This is a genomic window from Haladaptatus halobius (genome assembly GCF_020618475.1).
Classification (GTDB): domain Archaea; phylum Halobacteriota; class Halobacteria; order Halobacteriales; family Haladaptataceae; genus Haladaptatus; species Haladaptatus halobius.
Window position 1 is genome coordinate 643,397 of the sequence record NZ_CP085336.1, and the last position, 21,660, is coordinate 665,056.

Annotated in this window: 19 protein-coding genes and 1 pseudogene; 7 read left to right on the forward strand and 13 right to left on the reverse strand. The window is 58.6% G+C overall.

Annotated elements, in window-relative coordinates:
• Window positions 1–122 precede the first annotated feature (122 nt).
• Complete coding sequence (locus LIW51_RS20060; RefSeq protein ID WP_227378203.1) at window positions 123–1,727, forward strand: BCCT family transporter; 1,605 nt, start codon at window positions 123–125, stop codon at window positions 1,725–1,727.
• Between the two features lie 177 nt (window positions 1,728–1,904).
• On the opposite strand, the gene LIW51_RS20065 is transcribed toward LIW51_RS20060, so the two are convergent.
• From LIW51_RS20065 to LIW51_RS20080, 3 genes are all read right to left on the reverse strand, one after another.
• On the reverse strand, window positions 1,905–2,066 hold the full coding sequence (locus LIW51_RS20065) for a hypothetical protein (RefSeq protein ID WP_227378204.1): 162 nt from the start codon (window positions 2,064–2,066) through the stop codon (window positions 1,905–1,907).
• Window positions 2,067–2,286: 220 nt separating this feature from the next.
• Window positions 2,287–2,502 (reverse strand): GTP cyclohydrolase I, encoded by a 216-nt coding sequence (locus LIW51_RS20075; RefSeq protein ID WP_227378205.1) that lies wholly within the window; start codon window positions 2,500–2,502, stop codon window positions 2,287–2,289.
• Window positions 2,503–2,773: 271 nt separating this feature from the next.
• Window positions 2,774–3,154, reverse strand: coding sequence for a Rid family detoxifying hydrolase (locus LIW51_RS20080; RefSeq protein ID WP_227378206.1), 381 nt, complete (start codon window positions 3,152–3,154; stop codon window positions 2,774–2,776).
• A gap of 330 nt (window positions 3,155–3,484) precedes the next feature.
• Here LIW51_RS20080 and katG point away from each other — a divergent pair, with 330 nt between their 5' ends.
• From katG to LIW51_RS38635, 4 genes and pseudogenes are all read left to right on the forward strand, one after another.
• Window positions 3,485–5,620, forward strand: a complete 2,136-nt coding sequence (gene katG / locus LIW51_RS20085; RefSeq protein WP_227378207.1) for a catalase/peroxidase HPI — start codon at window positions 3,485–3,487, stop codon at window positions 5,618–5,620.
• A gap of 357 nt (window positions 5,621–5,977) precedes the next feature.
• A pseudogene (locus LIW51_RS20090) lies at window positions 5,978–6,655 on the forward strand (RNA-guided endonuclease InsQ/TnpB family protein); the annotation flags it as partial.
• A gap of 198 nt (window positions 6,656–6,853) precedes the next feature.
• Entirely contained in the window at window positions 6,854–9,427 is a 2,574-nt protein-coding gene (locus LIW51_RS20095) for a GcvT family protein (RefSeq protein ID WP_227378208.1), read from the forward strand.
• A 213-nt stretch (window positions 9,428–9,640) separates the two neighbouring features.
• Complete coding sequence (locus LIW51_RS38635) at window positions 9,641–9,769, forward strand: hypothetical protein (protein WP_255767546.1); 129 nt, start codon at window positions 9,641–9,643, stop codon at window positions 9,767–9,769.
• A gap of 12 nt (window positions 9,770–9,781) precedes the next feature.
• On the opposite strand, the gene LIW51_RS38640 is transcribed toward LIW51_RS38635, so the two are convergent.
• The 7 genes from LIW51_RS38640 to LIW51_RS20120 form a co-directional block, all read right to left on the reverse strand.
• The gene (locus LIW51_RS38640) at window positions 9,782–9,907 is read right to left on the reverse strand and encodes a hypothetical protein (protein WP_255767547.1); all 126 of its coding nucleotides are present in this window, start codon (window positions 9,905–9,907) and stop codon (window positions 9,782–9,784) included.
• A gap of 26 nt (window positions 9,908–9,933) precedes the next feature.
• Window positions 9,934–10,353 carry an aldo/keto reductase gene (locus LIW51_RS39325; protein WP_368411852.1) on the reverse strand — a complete coding sequence of 140 codons (420 nt, stop codon included), beginning with the start codon at window positions 10,351–10,353 and terminating at the stop codon, window positions 9,934–9,936.
• Window positions 10,236–10,703 (reverse strand): aldo/keto reductase, encoded by a 468-nt coding sequence (locus LIW51_RS39330; RefSeq protein ID WP_368411853.1) that lies wholly within the window; start codon window positions 10,701–10,703, stop codon window positions 10,236–10,238. The genes LIW51_RS39325 and LIW51_RS39330 overlap by 118 nt, the downstream gene beginning before the upstream one ends.
• 490 nt (window positions 10,704–11,193) lie before the next feature.
• Window positions 11,194–13,887 carry a phosphoenolpyruvate carboxylase gene (gene ppc / locus LIW51_RS20105; RefSeq protein WP_227378209.1) on the reverse strand — a complete coding sequence of 898 codons (2,694 nt, stop codon included), beginning with the start codon at window positions 13,885–13,887 and terminating at the stop codon, window positions 11,194–11,196.
• 310 nt (window positions 13,888–14,197) lie between these two features.
• Window positions 14,198–14,497 (reverse strand): nickel-binding protein, encoded by a 300-nt coding sequence (locus tag LIW51_RS20110; RefSeq protein ID WP_227378210.1) that lies wholly within the window; start codon window positions 14,495–14,497, stop codon window positions 14,198–14,200.
• Window positions 14,498–15,561: 1,064 nt separating this feature from the next.
• A complete protein-coding gene (locus LIW51_RS20115; RefSeq protein ID WP_227378211.1) occupies window positions 15,562–16,377 on the reverse strand; it encodes a tetrahydrofolate dehydrogenase/cyclohydrolase catalytic domain-containing protein in 816 nt (271 codons plus the stop codon).
• Entirely contained in the window at window positions 16,367–16,678 is a 312-nt protein-coding gene (locus tag LIW51_RS20120) for a serine acetyltransferase domain-containing protein (RefSeq protein ID WP_227378212.1), read from the reverse strand. Before LIW51_RS20120 ends, LIW51_RS20115 begins: the two co-directional genes overlap by 11 nt.
• 352 nt (window positions 16,679–17,030) lie before the next feature.
• Here LIW51_RS20120 and LIW51_RS20125 point away from each other — a divergent pair, with 352 nt between their 5' ends.
• Window positions 17,031–17,201: a hypothetical protein gene (locus LIW51_RS20125; RefSeq protein ID WP_227378213.1), complete on the forward strand. Its 171-nt coding sequence runs from the start codon at window positions 17,031–17,033 to the stop codon at window positions 17,199–17,201.
• Between the two features lie 418 nt (window positions 17,202–17,619).
• Here LIW51_RS20125 and LIW51_RS20130 read toward each other — a convergent pair whose 3' ends face one another.
• Both LIW51_RS20130 and LIW51_RS20135 read right to left on the reverse strand, forming a co-directional pair.
• Window positions 17,620–18,627 carry a 2-hydroxyacid dehydrogenase gene (locus LIW51_RS20130; RefSeq protein WP_227378214.1) on the reverse strand — a complete coding sequence of 336 codons (1,008 nt, stop codon included), beginning with the start codon at window positions 18,625–18,627 and terminating at the stop codon, window positions 17,620–17,622.
• 33 nt (window positions 18,628–18,660) lie between these two features.
• On the reverse strand, window positions 18,661–19,815 hold the full coding sequence (locus tag LIW51_RS20135) for a pyridoxal phosphate-dependent aminotransferase (protein ID WP_227378215.1): 1,155 nt from the start codon (window positions 19,813–19,815) through the stop codon (window positions 18,661–18,663).
• Between the two features lie 424 nt (window positions 19,816–20,239).
• On the opposite strand from LIW51_RS20135, the gene LIW51_RS20140 reads away from it, so the two are divergent.
• Window positions 20,240–20,389, forward strand: a complete 150-nt coding sequence (locus tag LIW51_RS20140; protein ID WP_227378216.1) for a hypothetical protein — start codon at window positions 20,240–20,242, stop codon at window positions 20,387–20,389.
• A 149-nt stretch (window positions 20,390–20,538) separates the two neighbouring features.
• Here the strand turns inward: LIW51_RS20140 and LIW51_RS20145 are convergent, their stop codons facing one another.
• Window positions 20,539–21,432 (reverse strand): bifunctional methylenetetrahydrofolate dehydrogenase/methenyltetrahydrofolate cyclohydrolase, encoded by an 894-nt coding sequence (locus tag LIW51_RS20145; RefSeq protein WP_227378217.1) that lies wholly within the window; start codon window positions 21,430–21,432, stop codon window positions 20,539–20,541.
• Between the last annotated feature and the right edge of the window lie 228 nt (window positions 21,433–21,660).

A 21,660-nucleotide genomic window follows, 5' to 3' on the forward strand; every position in this document is an offset into this window, starting at 1 on the left:
GTCGAATCACGGCTTGAGGAGGGTATTAGCCCTCTCGGTCGGATATTACCGCACTATCGTGGTCCGCGGTCCGAACCGCAGGTGAGGGTTTTATCATCCTTCGACGGATGGTTTTCAATGATATGGTCAAAATACGAGCGGCATTCAACCGATTCGTCGAAGAACTTGACTTCGGCGTCTTCGGTGTGGGATTTTCGGCGTCGCTACTCGCAATATCGGTGTTCTTCCTGAATCCGGAAGCGTCAGCAGAGATGATGGGACGGGTCAACGAGTTTCTCTGGACGGAGTATACGTGGGTGTACGTCGGGACGATGTTCCTGATGGTCATGTTCAGCCTCTGGCTGATGGTCGGCCCTTGGGGAAAAATCAAACTGGGAAAGCCCGATGAGAATCCGGAGTTCAGGCTAGTGTCGTTTTTTGCCATGATGTTCTCGGCCGGCATCGCGGCCGGCATCGTCTTCTGGGGCCCCGCGGAGGCGCTGAAGCACTACCAGACGGTGCCGCCGCTAATCGGGGCCGACCCGCAGTCGTCGGCGGCCGCGGTCGGAGCGATTCAGTACACCCTCTTCCATTGGGGAATATCGTACTGGGTGCCGTACCTTGTCGTCGCTCTTCCCATCGCGTACTACGCGTTCCGCAGGGACGCCCCAATGCGCGTCTCAACCCTCATCGCCCCGTTCGTCGGCGTCGACAACCTCGACGGGCTCCCGGCGAAGGCCATCGATGTGATGGCAGTGTTCGCGACAGTTGGGGGCATCGCGACGACCCTCGGGTTCGTCGGGAAGCAGTTCCTCACCGGGCTTCGGTACAACTTTGACGTCTCGATTGGTGACGGCGGAACGGTGCTCGTGATCACGGGGCTGACGGTCGCCTTCACCGTTTCCGTTGCGCTCGGCGTTAAGAAGGGGATCGCTAGAATCTCGCGGTTCAACATGGGTGTCTTCGCCGTGCTGACGGCAGTGACCTTCCTCCTAGGGCCGACTAACTACGTCATGAACACCGGGTTGCAGGCGGTCGGGAACTACTTCGTCGAGTTTCTCCGGATGGCACTGTACACCAACGCTACGGGGACCGGCGAATGGGTTGGCAACTGGACCGTCTTCTACTGGGCCTGGGTGTTTTCATGGGCGCCGTTCGGGGGGCTCTTCGTCGCTCGTATCTCCCGAGGACGGACGATCCGTCAGGTGGTCGCCACGGCACTCATTGGCGCGACCGCGGCGACCACTCCGTGGTTCCTGACGATGGGTGGCAGCGCTATTTTCTTCGAACGCAATGGCGTCGCCCCAATGCTGGAGATGGTCGCCGAGTACGGCGTTTCCGTCTCCGGCTTCCCACTGTTCGGTGCGCTACCATTCGGCGGAGTACTCTCCGCCGTGTTCATGCTGCTGGTCGTCACGTTCTTCATCACCTCGGCGGACTCCTCGACGCTCGCGCTCGGAATGCTTACGACGGGCGGTAAGCAACACCCATCGACCGTCAATCGCGTCATCTGGGGTGCGCTAATGGGCGGCCTCGCGTCGCTGCTCATCGTCGGCGGGGGCATCGACGCTCTCCGCTCGTCGGCGATCATCACCGGCTTCCCGTTCGCCGTCATCTCGGTCGTCGCTATCGCCGGCATGGCTCTGGAGTTTCAGCGCGTCGACCCGCTGCTCTCGGGAGGGGACGAATCAGCCGCCACTGACGACACCGGGTCGTCGGAGCGGATGGTTCCGAACGACGACGACTGAAAGCTGGTCACTCAAGGCCCATCCCTTTACGTCCGACTGGGGGACGTGGTGGCGTGTCGGAGGCGGACGAACCATCGCACGGCCGATTCTCCGAACACCTTCGCTTCCATACCCGACGTCTCACCGTCGTGACGTCGGCGTACAGCTACCTCGAGGCCGCCCGTCCGCCAACGCTGACTACCACGATTCCCGACTGGGCCGTCCGCCGAGGCCGAGTTTACGCCGCGTCAGACGATAGCGCCGTTGCTCTTGGAGCGACAAGCCCAATCCGAGACAGGAATCGCCAGACTCGGTCATGTTGACGAGCCGGAAATCGATGACGACCCCGAGGACGCTCACCACGAGGAGGAGAGCGGCGAATCGACTCGAGGAACTACTCGCGATTGGTCGCCGACAGTTCGCTGACGCTTTTGCGCGTCGTCGTCGACGTCTCGACGCCCCGCATCGCCTCACTCATGTGTCGCGGTAACCTCGACGGCGACGCTGCCGGCGTCGATTCGTCGGCCAGCTCCGTTGCGATCTCGCTTGTCAGCGCCTCCTGCGTGGTCAGTCGCGACTGTCACCGCATGGAGCGAGCGAGCTTCGATAGGTCGACCATCGACTCTTCGGGGTGGTACGCGATGTGGGCGACACCATGAAACGGGCGAAGATGGTGTTCACCGAGGCTGTAGAGAGGGATACCCGTCTTTACTCCGAGACCGTCCACCTCAGTCTTAAGTGGCCACATCGTCGGTTTCTCCTCCGGGCGCTGCCCCTCGGTAAGTGTCTCCAGCATCGCCGGCACGCAGCGCGTTTAGGTGCCGGAGACGCCGCATCCGCCGGGGCCACCGTCAATCGCCTCAAGCAGGAGTTGCGTGCTCTCACTCCCCTTCTCCTCGTCGAAATCGTTCATCCCGGTCGGTGAGACGACGCTCTCATCGTCGCATCCGCGGTCGAATTACTGATTCTACGGACCTACTTGTCTAATTCAGGAGATCCGGAAAAAGAACTGTCCGAGACGAAGCTGTGTTCCTCGGATGTCGTCGACGTGGATTGGAGCAGACTTCTCACTCTGTGGTCGCGATGGCCTCGATCTCGACCGCCGCGCCTTTCGGCACCGCGCCCGCCTCGACGGCGCTCCTCGCAGGCGGTTCCTCTTCGAAGTACTCGCTGTAGGCGTCGTTAAACGCGTCGAAGTCGTCGATGTCGTCGAGAAAAACCGTTGTCTTGAGAACATCGTCAAACGAGAGCCCCTCGGACTCAAGGATAGCCCCGACGTTATCTAGACATTGCTCGGTTTGTCGGTCGACCGGTTCGTCGTCGAGCAACTCTCCGTCTATCGTCAGCGGCAGCTGTCCGGCCGTGATGAGGAGGTCGCCATTTGTGGTCGCCTGACTGTACGCACCGACCGCTTCCGGTGCATCGCTGGTACTGATGGTTCGCTTCACGCTTATCCGTAGCCGCTCGGCCCTTTTAAAATTGATTGCTGCTTTTGGGCCCGACACGTCTTCACAATCAAACGATAGGTTATGGAATGCGACCTGGCCTCATTCGGTGATCGTCGTACAGAAGTTCTCCACGATGCGCTTGCCTGCGGGGTGAGAATGCTCTCCGGGTGGAATTGAACATCGTAGTGGCGCACACAACCTGTGCTGAACACGGGATGCGAACCCACCAATGACAGATGTTCGTGGAACCAATACATTTCTTGTGTTTCAGGAGGTATTTAACCACCTAATTGGATACTCTTAATATGCGCAAGCAACGATTATCGGGTGATGAGTAAGTCCAGTCACGACTGGTGGACGGAACAGCTGAGCTTGGATATTCTCGACCAGAACGCTCGTAGTACCGACCCGATGGACGAGGACTTCGTCTATGCCGAGGAGTTCGAGTCACTCGACCTCGACGAGGTGAAAGCGGATATTGAAGAGGTAATGACGACGTCGCAGGAGTGGTGGCCGGCTGACTACGGCCACTACGGGCCGCTCTTCATTCGGATGGCGTGGCACAGTGCCGGCACCTATCGCACTAGCGATGGCCGCGGCGGCGCGTCCGGCGGTACTCAACGCTTTGCGCCTCTCAACAGTTGGCCCGACAATGCAAACCTCGACAAGGCGCGCCGGTTGCTCTGGCCGGTCAAGCAGAAGTACGGCCACAAACTCTCGTGGGGCGACCTGATCATCCTGGCCGGGAACGTTGCCATAGAGTCGATGGGAGCCAAGACGTTCGGCTTCGCCGGGGGCCGCGAGGACGTCTACGAGCCCGACAATGCCGTCGATTGGGGGCCCGAAGAGGAGTGGGAAGCGTCCGAGCGCTTCGACGACGGGGAGCTCGAAGAGGGGCTCGGTGCTACCGTGATGGGGCTCATCTACGTGAATCCGGAGGGCCCGGACGGCCAGCCCAACCCGGAGGCGTCGGCGAAGAATATCCGAGAGTCGTTCGGCCGCATGGCGATGAACGACGAGGAAACGGTCGCCCTCATCGCTGGCGGACACACGTTCGGGAAGGTCCACGGTGCTGACGACACCGACAACCTCGGCCCCGAGCCCGAAGCGGCCCCCATCGAGAAACAGGGTCTCGGCTGGGAAAACACACACGGCTCCGGTAAAGGGCCCGACACGATCACCAGCGGGATCGAGGGTCCATGGACTTCGTCGCCGATTGAGTGGGACATTGGTTACCTCAACAATCTGCTTGACTACGAATGGGAGCCGGAGAAGGGTCCCGGCGGTGCCTGGCAGTGGACGCCGAAAAGCGAGGAGTTAGTGGATACCGTGCTAGACGCGCACAACCTGTCGGAAAAACAAACTCCCATAATGCTCACGACAGACATCGCCCTGAAGAAGGATCCGGACTACCGAGAGATCACTGAGCGCTTCCAAGAAAACCCAATGGCGTTCGGGGTCGCCTTCGCGAAGGCTTGGTACAAACTGACCCACCGCGACATGGGTCCGCCGTCTCGGTTTCTCGGCCCAGAGGTTCCCGACGAGGAGATGCTGTGGCAAGACCCTATCCCCGATGTCGACCACAGCTTGATCGGTGAGGGAGAGATCGACGCGCTCAAAGAGAAAATTCTCGATTCGGGGGTGTCCGTTTCCGAACTGGTTAAGATCGCCTGGGCGTCGGCATCGACGTACCGCGACAGCGACAAGCGCGGTGGCGCGAACGGGGCCCGCATTCGTCTCGAACCGCAGAAAAGTTGGGAGGTCAACGAGCCAGAGCAACTGGCAACCGTGCTGGAGACCCTCGAGGGTATTCAGACGGAGTTCAACGCCTCGCGGGGCGACGGGACGAAAGTCTCGCTCGCCGACCTTATCGTGCTAGGTGGTAACGCGGCCGTCGAGCAGGCGGCGAAGGACGCCGGGTACGACGTAGAAGTGCCGTTCGAACCTGGACGTACAGACGCCTCGCAGGAACAGACCGACGTCGATTCTTTCGACGCACTCAAACCGAAAGCAGACGGGTTCCGGAACTACCTCAAGGACGGGGTCGACCGACCAGCGGAAGAGTTGTTGGTCGACAAGGCGGAACTGCTGAATCTGACGGCCGATGAGATGACGGTCCTGGTTGGCGGTATGCGGGCGCTCGATACCACCTACGGCGACGACGACCACGGTATCTTCACCGACCACCCGGGGACGCTCACCAACGACTTCTTCATGAACCTGCTCGGCATGGATACGGAGTGGGAACCGACCCCAGGCTCCGACAACGTGTTCGAGGGACGCGATCGTGACACGGGCGACGTAAAGTGGACGGGGACCCGCGTGGACCTCATCTTCGGGTCGCACTCCCGGCTTCGAGCCATTGCGGAGGTCTATGGATGCGACGACGCAGAGGAGAAATTCGTGCGTGACTTCGTGGACGCGTGGGCCAAGGTGATGAGTCTCGATCGCTTCGACCGCGAGTGATCTGAGCTGGAGCATCCGGCCGACGGCCGTGGACGATGTCTTGAGGGCGTGTCACCACGGCCCCCAGTCCGATCTCGCAAGTGAGTCGTGAGGAAGTACGGCAGTATCTAGCTAACGAGCAAACAGTTTTGGTATTGGGTGTCATGCAAACCTAAGAACCATTTATCGTCACTCTCGAGGCGAATCCTCTTGGATACTAGCTGACGAGAGACCACGAGCGCTCTCAGGGCACTCGCGGTGCTTTCCCTGTCCCAACTCTCAATCGGATTTGGTTTTAACTGGAAATAGGCGCTAAGTCTCCTTCCTTAAGGAGCAACGCAGAGAGCGAAGCGACCGAGTAGCGCAGTAGGGAAGGGATACGGAATTGATGTTGATGTACAACCGCTTGAGAAGCCAGAGACGCCCGAAAGCGTCATTGGTATCGACGTGGGCATTCTGAAGTACGCCCACGATACCGATGGATATGCCATCGAAAGCACTGAGTTGAGTGAAGAACGTGACCGACTCGAACGTGCCCAACGCAACCTCTCGCGGAAGGAACACGGCTCCAAGAACTGGGAAAAACAGCGGACGGTGGTTGCTCAACGCCACGCTGACCTGAGGCGGAAGCGTCGTGACTTCCTACACAAACTCTCGAACTACTATGCCACCGAGTACGACTTGGCGGTCGAGGACTTGGACGCGAAAGGGTTGGTCGAACTCCCCGGCAATTCTCAGAATCGAGCGAGAGCCTCGTGGGGGATGTTCCTCCGATTGCTTGAATACAAGTGCGAACGCAAGGGGACGCACTTCGTGACGGTTGACACGAGAGCGACGACCAAGGAATGCGCATCATGCGGTGTCGAGACGGAGAAGCCTTTGTGGGTTCGTGAACACTCCTGTCCCTCGTGTGGGTTCGAAGCAGATAGGGATGCGAACGCGGCGTGGAATGTCCTTTCTCGCGGTCTGTAAGATGTAGGAGTGGTTCACTCCGAATCACCGCCTGTGGAGACTGCACTCCGACACCCCATGTTCACCGCGACGGTGACGGTATAGGTCGGCGACGGATCGGGGAGGCTGCTCCGTTGTCACTGTCGGGGGCCGCGTCACGGCCCACACCGTCGACGCTACTTCAACCTCTGTCGAACTTGCTAGGTGGCGAAACTCTACGTGACACGGGAGTTATCGGTTGCAAACGAGGTCGGCGAAGGCGTTAGTTATATTACGCATCACAGACACCGTTAACGCAGATTGATGAATCCGACAGACAACTTGCCGACCCAAGCCGACACTGTCATCGTCGGTGCCGGCATCGTCGGCTGCAACATCGCGTATCAGCTGACAGAGCTTGGTAGAGAGGACGTTGTCGTCGTCGACCAAGGACCGATGCCGACGACCGGTGGATCCTCGTCCCACGCGCCCGGAATCATGTTCCAAACCTCTGAGGAGAAGATCCTCACCAAATTCGCGGACTACAGCCGGCGACTGTACTCCGACCTCGAGGGTGCCGACGGCCGACAAGCGTACAACGAGGTCGGCGGCATCGAGGTCGCCCGCTCCGAGGAACGAATGGATTTCCTCGAACGCCGCGTCGAGAACGGACTTGCGTGGGGGATCGATGACCCGCAAATCCTCTCGCCGGAGGAGGTGAGCGAGCATCTCCCGCTCGTGGACGAAACCCAAGTTCTTGGGGGCTACTACTCCCCGACCGACGGGCAGGTCTCGGGCGTCGTCGCGTGCGACGCGCTGGCCCGGGAGGCGATGGAGCGGGGCGCCCAGTTCGTCCCACACACTCGAACCGAGGACGTCAAGTTCGAGGACGGCGCGGTGCAGGCGGTTGTCACCGAGAACGGCACCATAGACTGTAACGATGTTGTAGTCGCGACTAACATCTGGGCTCGACAGCTGGGCGAGGAGATCGACGTCCACCTACCGGTGACGCCGGTCGAGCACCAGTACACGATGACCGAACCGCTGGGCGAACTCGCCGACAGCGCGGTCGACATCACCGACCACCCGCTGTTCGAGAACTACCGCAACATCTCCGGCGAAAAGGCGAAGCGTCTCCTCGTCGGCCCCGACCGCCCCATCCTCCGGGACCAGGACAACGCCATGTACTATCGGACCCACGGGGACGCGTACGGCATCGGTTCGTACAACCACGAACCGATCGTGCCGGATCCCGAGGAGTTGGGTGGCAACGACCCGGACGGTGAACAGGGGTCGGTCCATGAGTTCACCGAGTACCACATGGAGAACGCGACCCATCCGGACCGGCCGGACAAGCCCCCCCGGCGGGCCAGTGACGAACTCCTCCCCGCCACGGCCGGAACGGAGCTCGAACACAAGTACAACGGGATGTTCTCGGAGACGCCCAACGGCTTGCCCGCGATGGGGCCGGTCGAGGGGTACGACGGACTTTGGACGGCCGCAGGCATCTGGGTCACCCACGCCGGCGGCGCCGGGAAGGCGCTCGCCGAGTGGATGGAACGTGGCGTTCCCCGCCTTGATGACGGGCCGATCGACCTGGCACATGCCGACGTCAACCGGTTCGACGCCCACGAGGGGAGCTGGGACTTCGCGCGTGACATCGGCGGCGAGGAGTATCGCATCGTCTACAACATTATGCACCCCAAGTGGGTGTGGACGGACAAGCAGCGGGACATCCGGCGGACCCCGATGTACCACAGTCACAAGGAACTCGGCGCGGAGCTGTGGGCCGAGGCGGGGTGGGAAGAGCCGCAGTGGTTCGAGTCGAACGCCGACCTGCTGGCGAAGTACGGCGATCGAATACCCGACCGCGAGGGATGGGAGGCGGAGTACTGGTCGCCCATTGAGGGCGCAGAGGCGCTTAACGTCCGCGAAAACGTTGGCCTCCACGACATGACCTCGTTCAACAAGATGGAGATCGTCGGGAGCGACGCCGGCGAGTTCGTCCAACACCTCTGTACCAACGACATGAACCTCGATGTCGGTGATGTGCGCTACACCCTCATGTGTAACGAGGGCGGCGGCGTGCGTGCGGACATCACCGTGACTCGAGTCAGTGAGGACCGGTATCTGTTGCTGACGACCGGCCGCGAGGTCGGGAACAACCACGTCGCATGGGTCCGCGAGCAATCTCCGGAGGATGTCGTCGTCAACGACGTTACCTCCAGTTTGGCCGCGATGGTCTGTACCGGGCTGAACGCCCGGAAGGTGCTCTCGAAAATCGCCGACGTCGATCTCTCGGACGAGGCGTTCCCATTCTTCACGAGTCAACAGTTCTACGTGAAGAACGTGCCCGTCACCGCTCTGCGCGTCTCCTACGCCGGAGAACTCGGTTGGGAGCTGTACACGCCGTCGGAGTACGGCGAACGGCTCTGGGAACACGTGCTCAAGGCGGGCGAGGAGTTCGACATCCGGCCGTACGGTAACGGCGCGCTCGACATTCTGCGCATCGAGAAGGGGTTCCGGCTGTGGGGTGAGGACCTCCACACCGAGCATAACCCCTACGAAGCGGATCTCGGCTGGGCCGTCGATCTCGATACTGACTTCGTCGGCAGGGAGGCCGTCGAAGCGGCGGCCGAGGGTGACAACATCGAGCACAAGGTCGCCTGTCTGACGCTCGACGACGAGGAGGCGGTCGTACTAACCGACCGGCCGGTGATGGACGGCGACGAACCCATCGGATACGTTCACAGTGCCGAGTACGGCTACACCGTCGGCGCTTGCGTCGTTTACACGTATCTTCCCCCGGAGTACGCGGAGCCCGGGACCGACGTCGAAATCCTGTATGAGGGCGAGCGCTACGACGCCACCGTCCGCGAGGAACCGCTGCTCGACTAACGCGGGGGGCTTAGCGTCCCTCGGCCCGCCGATTTCTCGTCTCTTCTCCGTCCCGAGGACACAAATGCTCGAGGTGCGCGATCAGCGTCGAGCGTCACTCGTGGCGATCGTTCCGCGGAAGACGGCCGATGGGCGCGCTGACGGGGAAGGACGGCGGCGTCGCGACGCTTCCGCTCCCGGGTTTCACGCAGCGTAACTCCGTCGGGACAGCAAATGCTCGCAATTGCCTGGAGTCTCGTCACCAACCCACGGATGATGTTTCTCGACGAACCCTGTGAGGGTCTTGCACCGTACATCGTCCGGTGCATCGAATCCATTATTGAGAATATCAATGCTGAATAGAACGTCACAGTACTACTTGTCGAACAGAACGTTGCAGTTGCGCTTGCGGTCGCTGACCGTCACTACATTCTTGACGAGGGGCGCATTGTCGAAGAAGTCACGACCGAGCGCCTCCACGAGGATGATACCCTCCGTCAAAAGTACCTTGGCATCTAAACCGCTGATCAAGAGGTGTGTGCGTCGATTTGAGTTCGTTCAGTTTCGAGGGATCGAGGACGTTCAATTCGGTTGTTGCTGTAGGACAGCGCGCTGGTTTTAGATGCAAGACAAAATCGGTGACCACGTTGGAATATTGTTGAAGCATATAGACTCCCACAAGCGCAATCTAATCCATAAGGTATCGCCGTCCGGTTACCGCCATGTCCTTCTTTACCACCCCATCCAGTTGGGACTTCACATCTGTAGGTTTCCTCGATTGGATGGATTCGGTCGATATCCTTCCGGACGAGTTCGAGTTTTTGTGCGGTCAAGTTGTCACGGATGTGGTTTTCGCTGCTGAATCGAGGGATTGGGATGACACCGTCACGTGAAAGCAGCCACGCGAGGCTAACGACTGCTGCTGTGGTGTCGTGTTTGTCCGTGATGTCGACCAGTTCAGGAATGTCGAACACCTTTCTCTGCTCAATCGGAGCGTACAAACGGTGTATATGTCTTGATCACAAAGGAACGCCACCAGCTCCTGCTGTTGCAATAGCAGATACAATTCCACCTGGTTCACGTACAGCGGAATGTCGATCAACTCCTGCGCTCGCTCAATACCCTCGATACGATAGTTGCTCACGCCGATTCGCTCGACGATCCCTTCGCCGTGGAGCTCCTCAAACACAGGAAGGACGGTGTCGATTTCTTTAGTCTGACGGGGGCAGTGGTGGTAGAGGAGATCGATAGTTTCGACTCCGAGCTTTTCTCTGCTTTCCTCGACACAGTTTCTGATGTATTCGGGGGTTTTCTGACTCCTCGAAGTGGCCTATTTTCGTTCCGACAAACACCTCTTCGCGGACGACCGACGCAGCGTCAAGCGCGTCACAAACTTCCGCTTCGTTGCCATACAGGCTGCAGTAACCACGTGTCGGTAGCTAGCCTCGAAAGCTATCTTCATTGTCTCCGTCGTTAGCGTATATGATCCGAGACCGAGTCGATAGGTACTACCTACGAATACGAGTAATCATGTCAGCCACCTCCGGAATATAGTTGTTGGTAGCTACAAAGGCATCTAATAGATTATGTTAGGATTCGAGTTCTATGCGGTCGGGTTATTGCAATTACGTCATTTTCTCTCGCGATCGTACTGCTAAGAAGTTAGTGAATTGGTAGAAATCAAATGAGTGATGGACAACGCATCTACTATTGATTCGTTACTGAAACAAAACAGCAAACAGTTGGATGGTAAAATCAAGACAAGTTGAACCGATTTACTCTTCGGCTCAGCCAGTATTTTTCATGCCAGCGGCAATGCCCTTGACCGTGAGACGGAGAGTGCGTTCGGCCTGATCGGTTCGGTGGGTTCGGTCGAGGAGATCGACCTGGAGGTAGTTGAGGGGATCCACGTACGGATTGCGCCGGTCGAGACTGTCGCGGAGCCACGACCGATCGACGAGATCGTCACGCTCGGTAATGTCGAGGACGTGGCTGGCCGCACTCTCGTGCTCCTCCTCGATGCGGGGGAAGAACTCATCACGGAGGGGGTCTTCTGCGAGATCCGCATACTGGGCTGCAATCTCCATTTCCGTCCGGGCGAGACTCAACGCGGCGTTGTCGAGCGTGGTCTGGAAGAACGACCACTCCTCACACATTTCCTCGAGAATAGCGGGATCACCACCCTGGTCGAGGTAGGCGTCGATACCGGTACCGAGGCCATACCAACCGGGAATGATACATCTGGATTGCGTCCAGGAGAATACCCACGGAATAGCACGGAGATCCTCAACGCTACGTTCGCCACTTCGCGAGGCGGGGCGCGACCCGAGATTGAGCTGTTCAATGACGGTGATGGGAGTCGCCTGCTCGAAGTACGATACGAACCCGTCGGTCTCGAGAAGGTCGCGATAGGCGTCCCGTGCGGCGCTGGCCATGGTACCCATGGCTTCCTCCCATCGGTTGGGGAGAGGTTCGTCATCCTGGGTAACGGCCGCATGACGGGAACGGATTTGCGCGTTGAGCATCTGTTCAAGTTCGCGTTCCGCCACGCGAGCATTGCCGTACGTCTCGGCGATAGCTTCACCCTGCTGAGTGAATTTCACCTCGCCAGAGACCGTTTCCTTCGGGAGCGCGAGCAGGGCTTCATTCATCGGACCGCCACCACGGGAGATTGAGCCGCCACGACCATGGAAGAATCTGAGACCGACGCCGTAGTCGTCGGTGATCTTCGCGAGGCGGCGCTGGGCGCGGTCAAGTTCCCAATTTGCAGCGAGGAAGCCATTCTCCTTGTTCGAGTCAGAGTACCCAAGCATGACCTCTTGCATTCCGTCGCGAGCCTCGAGGTTGGCGGCGTAGGCGTCGTTCTCGAATAGGGTGCCCATGATGCGGCGAGCGCCGGAGAGCGCGGATTCGGTTTCGAGAAGCGGGACAATGTCGAGTCCGGAGTGGTCGGGGAGATCGAGAACGCCAGCTTGGTCAGCGAGAAAGAGAACTTCGAGGACGTGGCTCGGCTCCTCCGTCATGCTGATAGCATACGTGTCGATGGCCTCCTGTCCGTATTCGCGCTGCCAGTCACCGAGGGCGTCGAACCGCCGAAGGACGCGGTTTGCGTCCTCGTCAAGGTCTTGATTGTCGGTGAGGTCGAGGACGGGCTGATCCTGGAGGACCGCCTCGGTGAGGAACTCCACGCGTTGGGCCTCGTCCATACCCGCGTAGTCGATGTCTTCTCTCGCGAGTGCCTGTTCGAGGGCGTCGGTGTGCATTTGTTGGTGGTCGCGCAGATCGAGGGCGGCGAGATGGAAGCCGAAGGTCTCGACCTGCCGAATCAACGGGTCAATGAACTCTCCCGCGATATCATTGAGCCCGGCGTTTCGGAGCGTCGTCGCGAGCAGTTCCAGTTCCTCCCGAAATGCCTCAGCGTTCTCGTAACCGCCAGGGCGGACGTCGTCGACTCGGGTGACTCGTTCGCGCATGACGGCTACCTTCTGGCGGAACGGCTCGTTCGGATAGCGCTCGTTTGCCCGCTCGACCATGCTGGGGACGTCCTCGGCATCTGTCTGTAGAGCATCCCGGAGGCCGTCACCGTCGAAACGTGCGGCATCTTGGCTCAGGACGCCTGCCACGTTCGCGAGCGCGTCACGGTACCGGTTCAGGACGAGACGACGCTGTCGGTCAAGTGTTTTCGTCGTAACTTCGGGGGTTACATATGGATTCCCGTCGCGGTCACTGCCGGCCCACGAACGGAAGTCGAGGATTTGGGGCACCTCAGGCGGTTCGTCGTAGGCCTCGTAGAGAGCGTTCTCGAGTTCATCGTAGACCTCTGGGACGACATCGAAGATGACGTTCGCGAGATACCAGTGGACGTTGCGAGCTTCGTCGAACGGTTTGGGGGGTCGTTCGCGGATCTGACGAGTCGTCCAAAGGCTTTCGACCAGGGCTTCAAGCTCTTCAAACTCTGCCTCTCGCTCCTGATCGGTCAACCGACGCTCATCGAGATCCTCGATGCAGTCGCTGACACGCTGGAGAGTCGCCTTCACCGTCTTCCGGCGAGCCTCTGTGGGGTGGGCGGTGAACGTCGGAGTGACGCGAACGTCCTGAAGGACGCTGGCGACTGTCGCTGGGTCGGCACCATCCTCGATGAGCGTATCGATGGCAGCTCGGAGGCTATCGCTCAGTTGCCCCGCCTGTTCGCTGCGTCTGAGAGCGCGGACACGTTCACGATCCTCGGTGAGATTCACGAGTTCAAAGTAAGTGGTGAACGCACGTGCGACAGCCTCGTTAATACGGTCATCTCCGGAGCTGATGGCAGCTTCGATTAGGTGACGATTCTCACTCTCGCCACGCCGGTAGTCGATCGCCGCAGTCCGAGCGGCTTCAACTGCTTCGAACGCCTCTGTACTCGCGTGGTCTGCGAGAATGTCGCCCAGTAGTTCGCCGAGTTCACGAACGTCCTGTCGGACGTCTCGAACGTGTAATGACATTACAGGCATCTCAGACTGGAGACGTAAGTAAAATATGGATACTCCAAATATTACGGCTGTTCCTCAACGCCTGGTGAAAAGTACTACCTTTTGCCGATACGGTGAGTTTTTAAGAAGGAACAGCCAATCACTGTCCAATTAGATTATGGGTTCCTGCACGGTAGTTGTGACCCAAATCGAAAATCTACAGTCTAGGTATCGATGTGAACGCGTGCGGGAAGTGTTGCTGAACACGGAGCTCGCATTTCAACTGTAGTTTTGAGTTTGACCTTTGGGGTTTCCGCGGAAAGTAGGCATGAGATGAATTGTTTCACTCGCCTCTCATTGATTCACTTTGGGGTATGATCTTTGAAATTGGCGAGTTAGCTCGTTCGGCATGGTCTTCAATTACATCCTCGCTTTCTGCCAGATAGTGACAGAATATGCCGACAATACTGTTATCCTCATTCCGAAGTACCTCCAAGGAGTTCCATCTGATATCGACTCCTTCAGTTCTGAGTTCCGTGATTGCTCTGCCAGACGCTTCAATAGCTGCGACAAGGTCAGTCTCTGAAATCGGGTCGTCCATCTCACGAAGGACGAGAAATCTCCTCATGACATTATCGGTCATATTTGTACATTAGCAACTAATGAGATGTCATATTATAGTTCTTCCACTCTCTGTTTTCTTCTATTGTAACTTTGAAACTCGTTATGTAACTTATCCTACTTATTGTGGGAGGAATCATAATTGATGAGTGTTCAAATGACCACCGAGTCCATTATGAAATTTGAATAATAGAGGATATACAAGTCGTTCGATACCAAGGTCGATCAGCTTGGTATAGCTGAGACGGCCATTCATGACCAAAAACCTCATCCAGGATTGCAATCAAGAATGGACGTAAGATGCGAGGCGGTCGAAGGTCATTACATGAATAGTAGTGTAATGGTATATATTTCATTCCAACCATAGCATTTCAATCCTCTGATCATGAGCAACCACCTTCATCGTTTCTACCACAGTATTCGGGAAAACAGCGTAAAAGATAGTAGACAAAATGAGTTTTAGTCAATCTACGTCGACAGCAGTTCCCACGTTATATAGGATACATAGTGGATTGAATGAGTAGACACTACTAGAATAAATCTCCTCGTCTAAGCGCTTCGATTGGCGGCTAGTTCTCCAGAGCTTGGTAATTCCGATGGTGGTTGTAGTAGGCGGTGTAGATAGTAAGCCAGCGTTCTGTGCCGGCTTACTGCCGTTTTTAATTTCGTGACATTGTTCGAGTCGTATAGTATACGTCTGAAAGAGTTTCTCGCCGAGTTGTACCTGCTTCTCGTCAACCGCTACTTGATCAAGGTCAGCGGTGAAATCTTGATTGTAGTCCTCGGCGTAGGTTTGGTACCTCTATTGGATGGTCGCTTGGGTTCGGCGTCACCCGGACTACTCGCAGAGCTGGCGTCACTCGGCCAGTGAGGCCCTTGTCGTATGTGCAGCGCCCGTCAACACGATCAGCAAGGCTGTCGCGCACGTTCGGTCACTATCCATGGCCACTACTGCCCGGAAAGGGCCCCGTTGTGTGATATGGGACATGAGCTACGAGCCCAAGCAGACACGGAACCCACTTATCGGATGACGCTGGATTAACTTAATAGCATGTGAGGAAATAGCACTGTTTTTAAATACCTTCACTAGCTCCAAGCCCAATTAGACTGATATCTGTCATTTACCAAGAGCGCTGCCTTGACGCCTGCCTGTCTCGCCGTAACGTCGACGATGGTGCGCAGAATTAGTGTGAGTGTAAGCGGTCCCACCCCGCCTGGGACGGGCGTGATGGCACTTGCCTTTTCTTTGGCACTCACTAAATCGACGTCACCGACGAGTTCGTACCCTTTCTCCGTGTCGGCGTCCACACGATTAACGCTGATGTCAATTATCGGGGCACCACCCGAGACCATCGACCCGTCGACCAGTTGCGGGACACCAGCAGCTGTCACGAGGATGTCGGCATTGCGAGTTTTCGCTGCAAGGTCTGTTGTCGCTGTGTGACATATCGTGACTGTCGCATCCCTGCTTGGGCCGTGGGCGAGCAACAGGTTCGCCAGCGACTTGCAGATAGCGGTGTTTCGGCCGATCACAACTACGTCCTGCCCTCTTGTATTGATATCGTAGGCTGCAAGAAGCTGCAAGACGGCAGCAGGTCTAACAGGCGTCACCCTTGGGTCACCGATGACGAGGCGTTCCAGATTCTCAGGAGCGAAGCAGTCGATGTCCTTCGCCGGTGGCACACGGTCTCTGATCGCGTTAGCGTTGACGTGGTCAGGGAATGGTACCTGCACGAAAAGTGACGTTACGTCGGCGGCGGCGCCCAATCGTTCGACCGCCCGGTAGAGTTCCTCGGCTGGCTTGTCCGGTGGGATGTCAACTCGCTTGGTCGGAACTCCGGCCGCCTCGCAGAGTTCGTGCTTTCGATCCATGAACGCCTTGACCGCATCGTTATCGCTCATTAGGACTGTTACGCTGGACTAGTCTCGCAAGGAACCCCGGATACGAGCGAATTACCTCCATGTACGACTTCGCCGCGGGGTCGCCCTTGTAAGCAGCCTCGACGTCCTTCTTAAGTGTCGTCCGTATTTCTGGTATTCGGTCTAGGATTCTAGTGACCGTTTCTGAGGGGTCACCGCCGGAGTACGGTTGGATTCCTGCGTAGAACAACTCTCCGAGGTTGTCGAGACGATCTAACACCGCCAACTCATTCCAAACCAAACTCATCCCGTTCCAGCACGCCGGAAAGAACAGCCGTTTCAAGATGTTGACCTCGTCGCATCCATGCCTCCGTCGCGGAAATTCGATCGGAGTCTGTGTTGGAAACGGCTTCACATCGTCATTGTACAAGGCGTTCGTGTGCGTTGCCGATGTAATTGTATTGCATTGTGATCGATTCTATCGACTCAAAGAGTTGTAAATGCTAACGAGTGGTGCAACAATCGGATTTCCGAGTTGGCATAACGGGATCGTCGGAGACCGCCTCCTTGATTAACGACGTGGATCACTAAACCTGCGTGACTCTCGTTGTTCGCGTTTGATCGGGGACACATATTTCACGGTAGGTTGCGATACCAAACCTATGGAAACCGAATGTTACTATTGTCGAGGGATAGTGCTCGCAAACGAGGCCGACGACATCCTGCTGGATGATCACGCGGATCACTCCGTGTACATGCACAAACAGTGCGGAAAGAGTCACGATGTCATCAAGGAACGAACGGGCTCGACGGCCGCAGTCGAGATAATTTGTCCGGAGTGTGGTGCCGTCGAAACACGCCAATGATCACCGCCCGGAAGTGGATCCGAGTTTTCCCGATGGAGGAGTACAGCTGGTCGAGCGAAGCAATCGTGAAGGGTTTCGTCGTCGGCACCCCAAACCGTTCTACCGCGACTCCGACCCATCACCGAGATACGACTTCGTTTCATGGCCAGTACTTTGTTCCGCTGCTTCCCCAACATGATTGTCGTTTGATCTCCCCAAATTAGGGATATTCTCGTCAATTTTGACCTTCGCGCCCGCCGGGTAGAGGGCGCACGACGGGTTCTCGAATTGGCGCGAGCACGAGCGTGTTATCGCCCGTGCTCGCGCCTATCACCGGCGGCGGCAGCGAGCTGATGGCCGCCCCACGGAGGACGTCGGACTGGCCGACCTCCGGGTGCTGGTGTTGGAGTAGAAGTGAGCGCGGCGGCGCCGACGGGTGCTACCGCCGGTCCTCGATCGCCGAATTCGGGAGCTCCTCGCCGGCGAGGCCGGCCAGCAGGTTCTTCGCGGCCATGCGAGCCATCCTGTCCCGGGTCCCGATGCTGGCGCTCGCGATGTGCGGTGCGAGCACGAGCTTCTCGGGGACGTGACGGGTTATCTCGTGGTCGGCCGGCAGCGGCTCAGGATCAGTAACGTCCAAGGCGGCGCGCTCTATCCAGTCCTCCTCGAGCGCGGTGTTCAGCGCGTCCGTGTCGACGACTGGACCCCGGCTCGTGTTGACGAGGACGGCACTGTCCTTCATCGCCCTGACCTCCGGCTCGCCGACGAACCCCTCCGTCTCGGGGGTCAACGGCACGTGCAGCGTGACGAAGTCACTGCGCTCGAGGAGTTCGTCCTCAGCGACGAACTGGGCGTCGACGCCGTACTCGGCAAGCTCCTCCTCGACGTCAGGCTGCCGTCCAGTGTCGGTGTATAACACCTCCATGTCGAAGCCGGCGGCCCGGCGGGCCACCGCCGAGCCGATGTTACCGAAGCCGACCACGCCCAGCGTCGCGCCGTGGACGTCTGGGCCGGTCAACAGCTTCGGGCCCCAGGTCTCCCACTCGTCGGCCATCACGTACTCGGAGCCCTCAACTGTGCGACGGGCCGCGGTCATGAGGAGCGCCCACGCGAAGTCGGCGGTGGTCTCCGAGAGGACGCCCGGCGTGTGCCCGACAGCGAGCCCGCGAGCCTCGGCGGAGTCCATGTCGATGTGGTCGTAACCGACAGAGAACGTACTGACGACATCGAGGCTCCGGGCGGCGTCCATCACTTCGCCGTCGATATGGTCGGTCAGCAGGCACAGCAGCCCCTCCGGGTCTAGCTCCACGAGACGGTCGACGAGTTCGTTTTTCCCCGGTGGGAGCTTCTCGTCCCGGACGTGGAACTCGACCTCCGCCTCCTCCAGTAGTTCGAGCCCGGCTTCCGGGATTGGGCGCGTGACATAGACGACCGGTCGGTCGGTCATTGATCCGTGGTCCCCCGGTGTGGCGCGCTCATCTCAGATGAACCCTTCCGTCGCGAGCCGGTCGATGGCTTCCTCGATGCACTCCTCCGTGTCGACCAGCGAAGCACGGACGTAGCCCGGGGTGCCGAACGCGCGCCCCGGAACCAGCCCGACGCCAGCCTTCCGGACTGCGTCCTTGCACCACTGCATGTCGTCGTCGGCTTCGATGGGCACCATCGCGTAGAAGGCGCCCTCCGGCTCGGGCATGTCGACCCCGCGTTCGGCGAACAGCTCGACGAGGGTGTCACGGCGGCGCTCGAAGGTATTCCGCATCTCGCCTGCGATGGCGTCGATGTCGGTACTGGACAGCGCGTAGGCGGCGGCGTGCTGGACAAAGTTCGACGCACAGGAGACCGAGTGGCTGTGGACCTTCCCGGCCTGGTCGGTGTGGTCCGTAGGCGCGGCCATGAACCCAAGCCGGTAGCCGGTCATCGAGAACGTCTTCGAGACGCCGTTGATGGTGACCGTGCGCTCGAACATGCCGTCATAGTTCGCGAGGCTGGGCTGGTCGCCCTCGAAGATGAACTCCTTGTAGATCTCGTCGGACACGACGGGGACGTCGTGCTCGACCACGAGGTCCCGGACCCCTCGAAATGCCTCCTCGGAGAACACCATGCCGCTCGGGTTCACCGGGGAGTTCAACATCACGAGGGCGGTATCCTTGGAAATGGCGTCCTGAAGGTCGTCCAGCGCAGGTTCGAGGTGGAAGTCGTAGGGGGCGAGGTCAACGGTCACCGTCTCGCCGCCGGCGAGCTCCACCATCGGCTCGTAGGACGACCACTTCGGTTCGAAGATGACGACCTCGTCGCCGGCGTTCACCAGTGCCTGGACGGTTTCGTACAGCGCGTGCTTGCCACCCGGGGTAGCGATGATGTGCTCGGGCTCGTAGTCCAGCCCGTGGCGCTCGTTCAGGTAGCTCGCCGCGGCCCGACGCAGCTTCGGGATGCCGTCGGAGGGGGTGTATGTCGTGTGCCCCTTGTCGAGGGCCTCCTTGGTGGCCTCGATGATGGACTCGGGCGTCTCGACGTCCGGCTGGCCGACGCTCAGGTCGATGATGTCATGGCCTTCCTCGGTCAGCTCGGAGACCAAGTTCGAGATGACGAACGGCGCCGCCGGTTCGACGGCGTTCACCCGTTTAGCGAACTCCATCACCGCTCACCTCCGGTCCTCGGTGGGGTGGTGGCGCCAGGAGTGGCGGCACGGCTGCACTTGATTTTCGGGCAGTCGTCGTGTCTGGATACCTTCATCGTTACACACCCGGGACTGTGCGAGTGCGCAGATATAACGATTTCCATAGAGTGGGTGAGCGGGCCACCACGAGCGGTCACAAACGCGATTGCTGGCGGCTTCTGACGCCGGTATAACTGCACGACTGCGGGGGCCTCATTGCCACCAGTCGCGGCTGTCACGGGGGTGTCGTCCCGCGGTGTCGTTCGGGGGTTCTCCAGAGGTTGTCGCGGCGACGTATCTCGGGCAGCCATGAAACAAAAATTATCACGTTCTGGATGTGTTTTGGTTTGCGCCCTCGTCGGGTCGGCCCGATCGGCTAGGTCCCCGTCCGCGAGCTTACTGGATGATCACACTTGCGGACCCGCGTTCGCACCGCGCGGTGTACATGCACAAGCAGTGTGGTAAGAGTCACAACGTCATCAAGGAACGGACTGGATCGACGGATGCTGTCGAGATAATTTGTCCGGAATGTGGTGCCGTCGAAACGCGCTGACAATCACCGTCCGTCAGTGGTATTCGAGTTTGTCCTGCTGTACGAGTACATCCGCCCTGGCAATGTGGCCGTGGAGTATCCCGTTGTTGTCGGTACCGCGAACTACAGTTACCGCGGCTACAGCGCGTCGTAGAAGTGTGGTTCCGTTTCTATGGGAGATCGACGGGCACCCCCGACTGCAGACTCGCCGCTTTGGTCGTATTGTACATGAGCATCGCAATAGTGAGTGGTCCAACGCCGCCTGGGACGGGCGTGATGGCACTTGCCTTCTCCTTGGCACTTTCGAAATCGACGTCACCGACGAGTTCGTAGCCTTTCTCCGTGTCAGCGTCGACGCGAGTGATGCCGACGTCAATGATGGTCACATCTTCGGAGAGCATCGAGCCATCTATCATCTCGGGGACTCCAGCGGCGGCGACGACGATGTCGGCACTGCGAGTCTTTGCAGCGAGATCGTCTGTCCGGGAATGACAGACTGTCGTCGTCGCATTGCCACTCTCGTCCCGCTGGATGAATAGGTTCGCCATCGGTTTGCCAACGATGTCAGACCGACCGACAACGATGGCATCTTTGCCCTCAGTATCGATGTCGTAGGCCGCCAGTATCTTCTGTATACCGTGGGGAGTACAGGGTTTATAACGAGCATTCCCTGCAACTAGTCGTCCGACGTTCTCTGGATGAAAGCCGTCGACATCCTTCATCGGGTCGATGCGCTCTAGAACGGTTCGTTTATCGACATGGTCGGGAACGGGCATCTGGACGAGAATACCGTGGACTGCTGGATCCTCGTTCAATTGGTCGATTCGGTCGAACAGAACGTCCGCTGGCTCGTCTGGATCAATCTCGTGGTGGATACCCTCGATACCGATCTCCTTGCAGGCCTGCTGTTTCATCGAGACATACGTCTCGCTCCCCCCGTCGTCACTCATCAGCACTGTTGCCAGCCCTGGCGTCACACCCTCATCGTCCAATCGGTGTGTACATTCCCGCACGTCGGCTCTGATTTGATCTGCGATCTCGTTACCATCGATTATCGTAGTCATTGTTGGTGTGATTGCTGTTGTGAGTGGCGCTGTCCGGGTTTGTCCTCGACATTGTTCGAGTGAGATCAGGGGCCAATGTCCTTTTTACGGGCAGTAAACTACCAAGCGCATTCTCGGTTTCAATCTCGGATTCGAATGATATAGTTCAGGACGCGGAATAGTTAACCCCTTGAAGTGGAACGAATGGCCATCACCAGGTAGTCGTTTGTTCGTGGTTAAACCCAACAC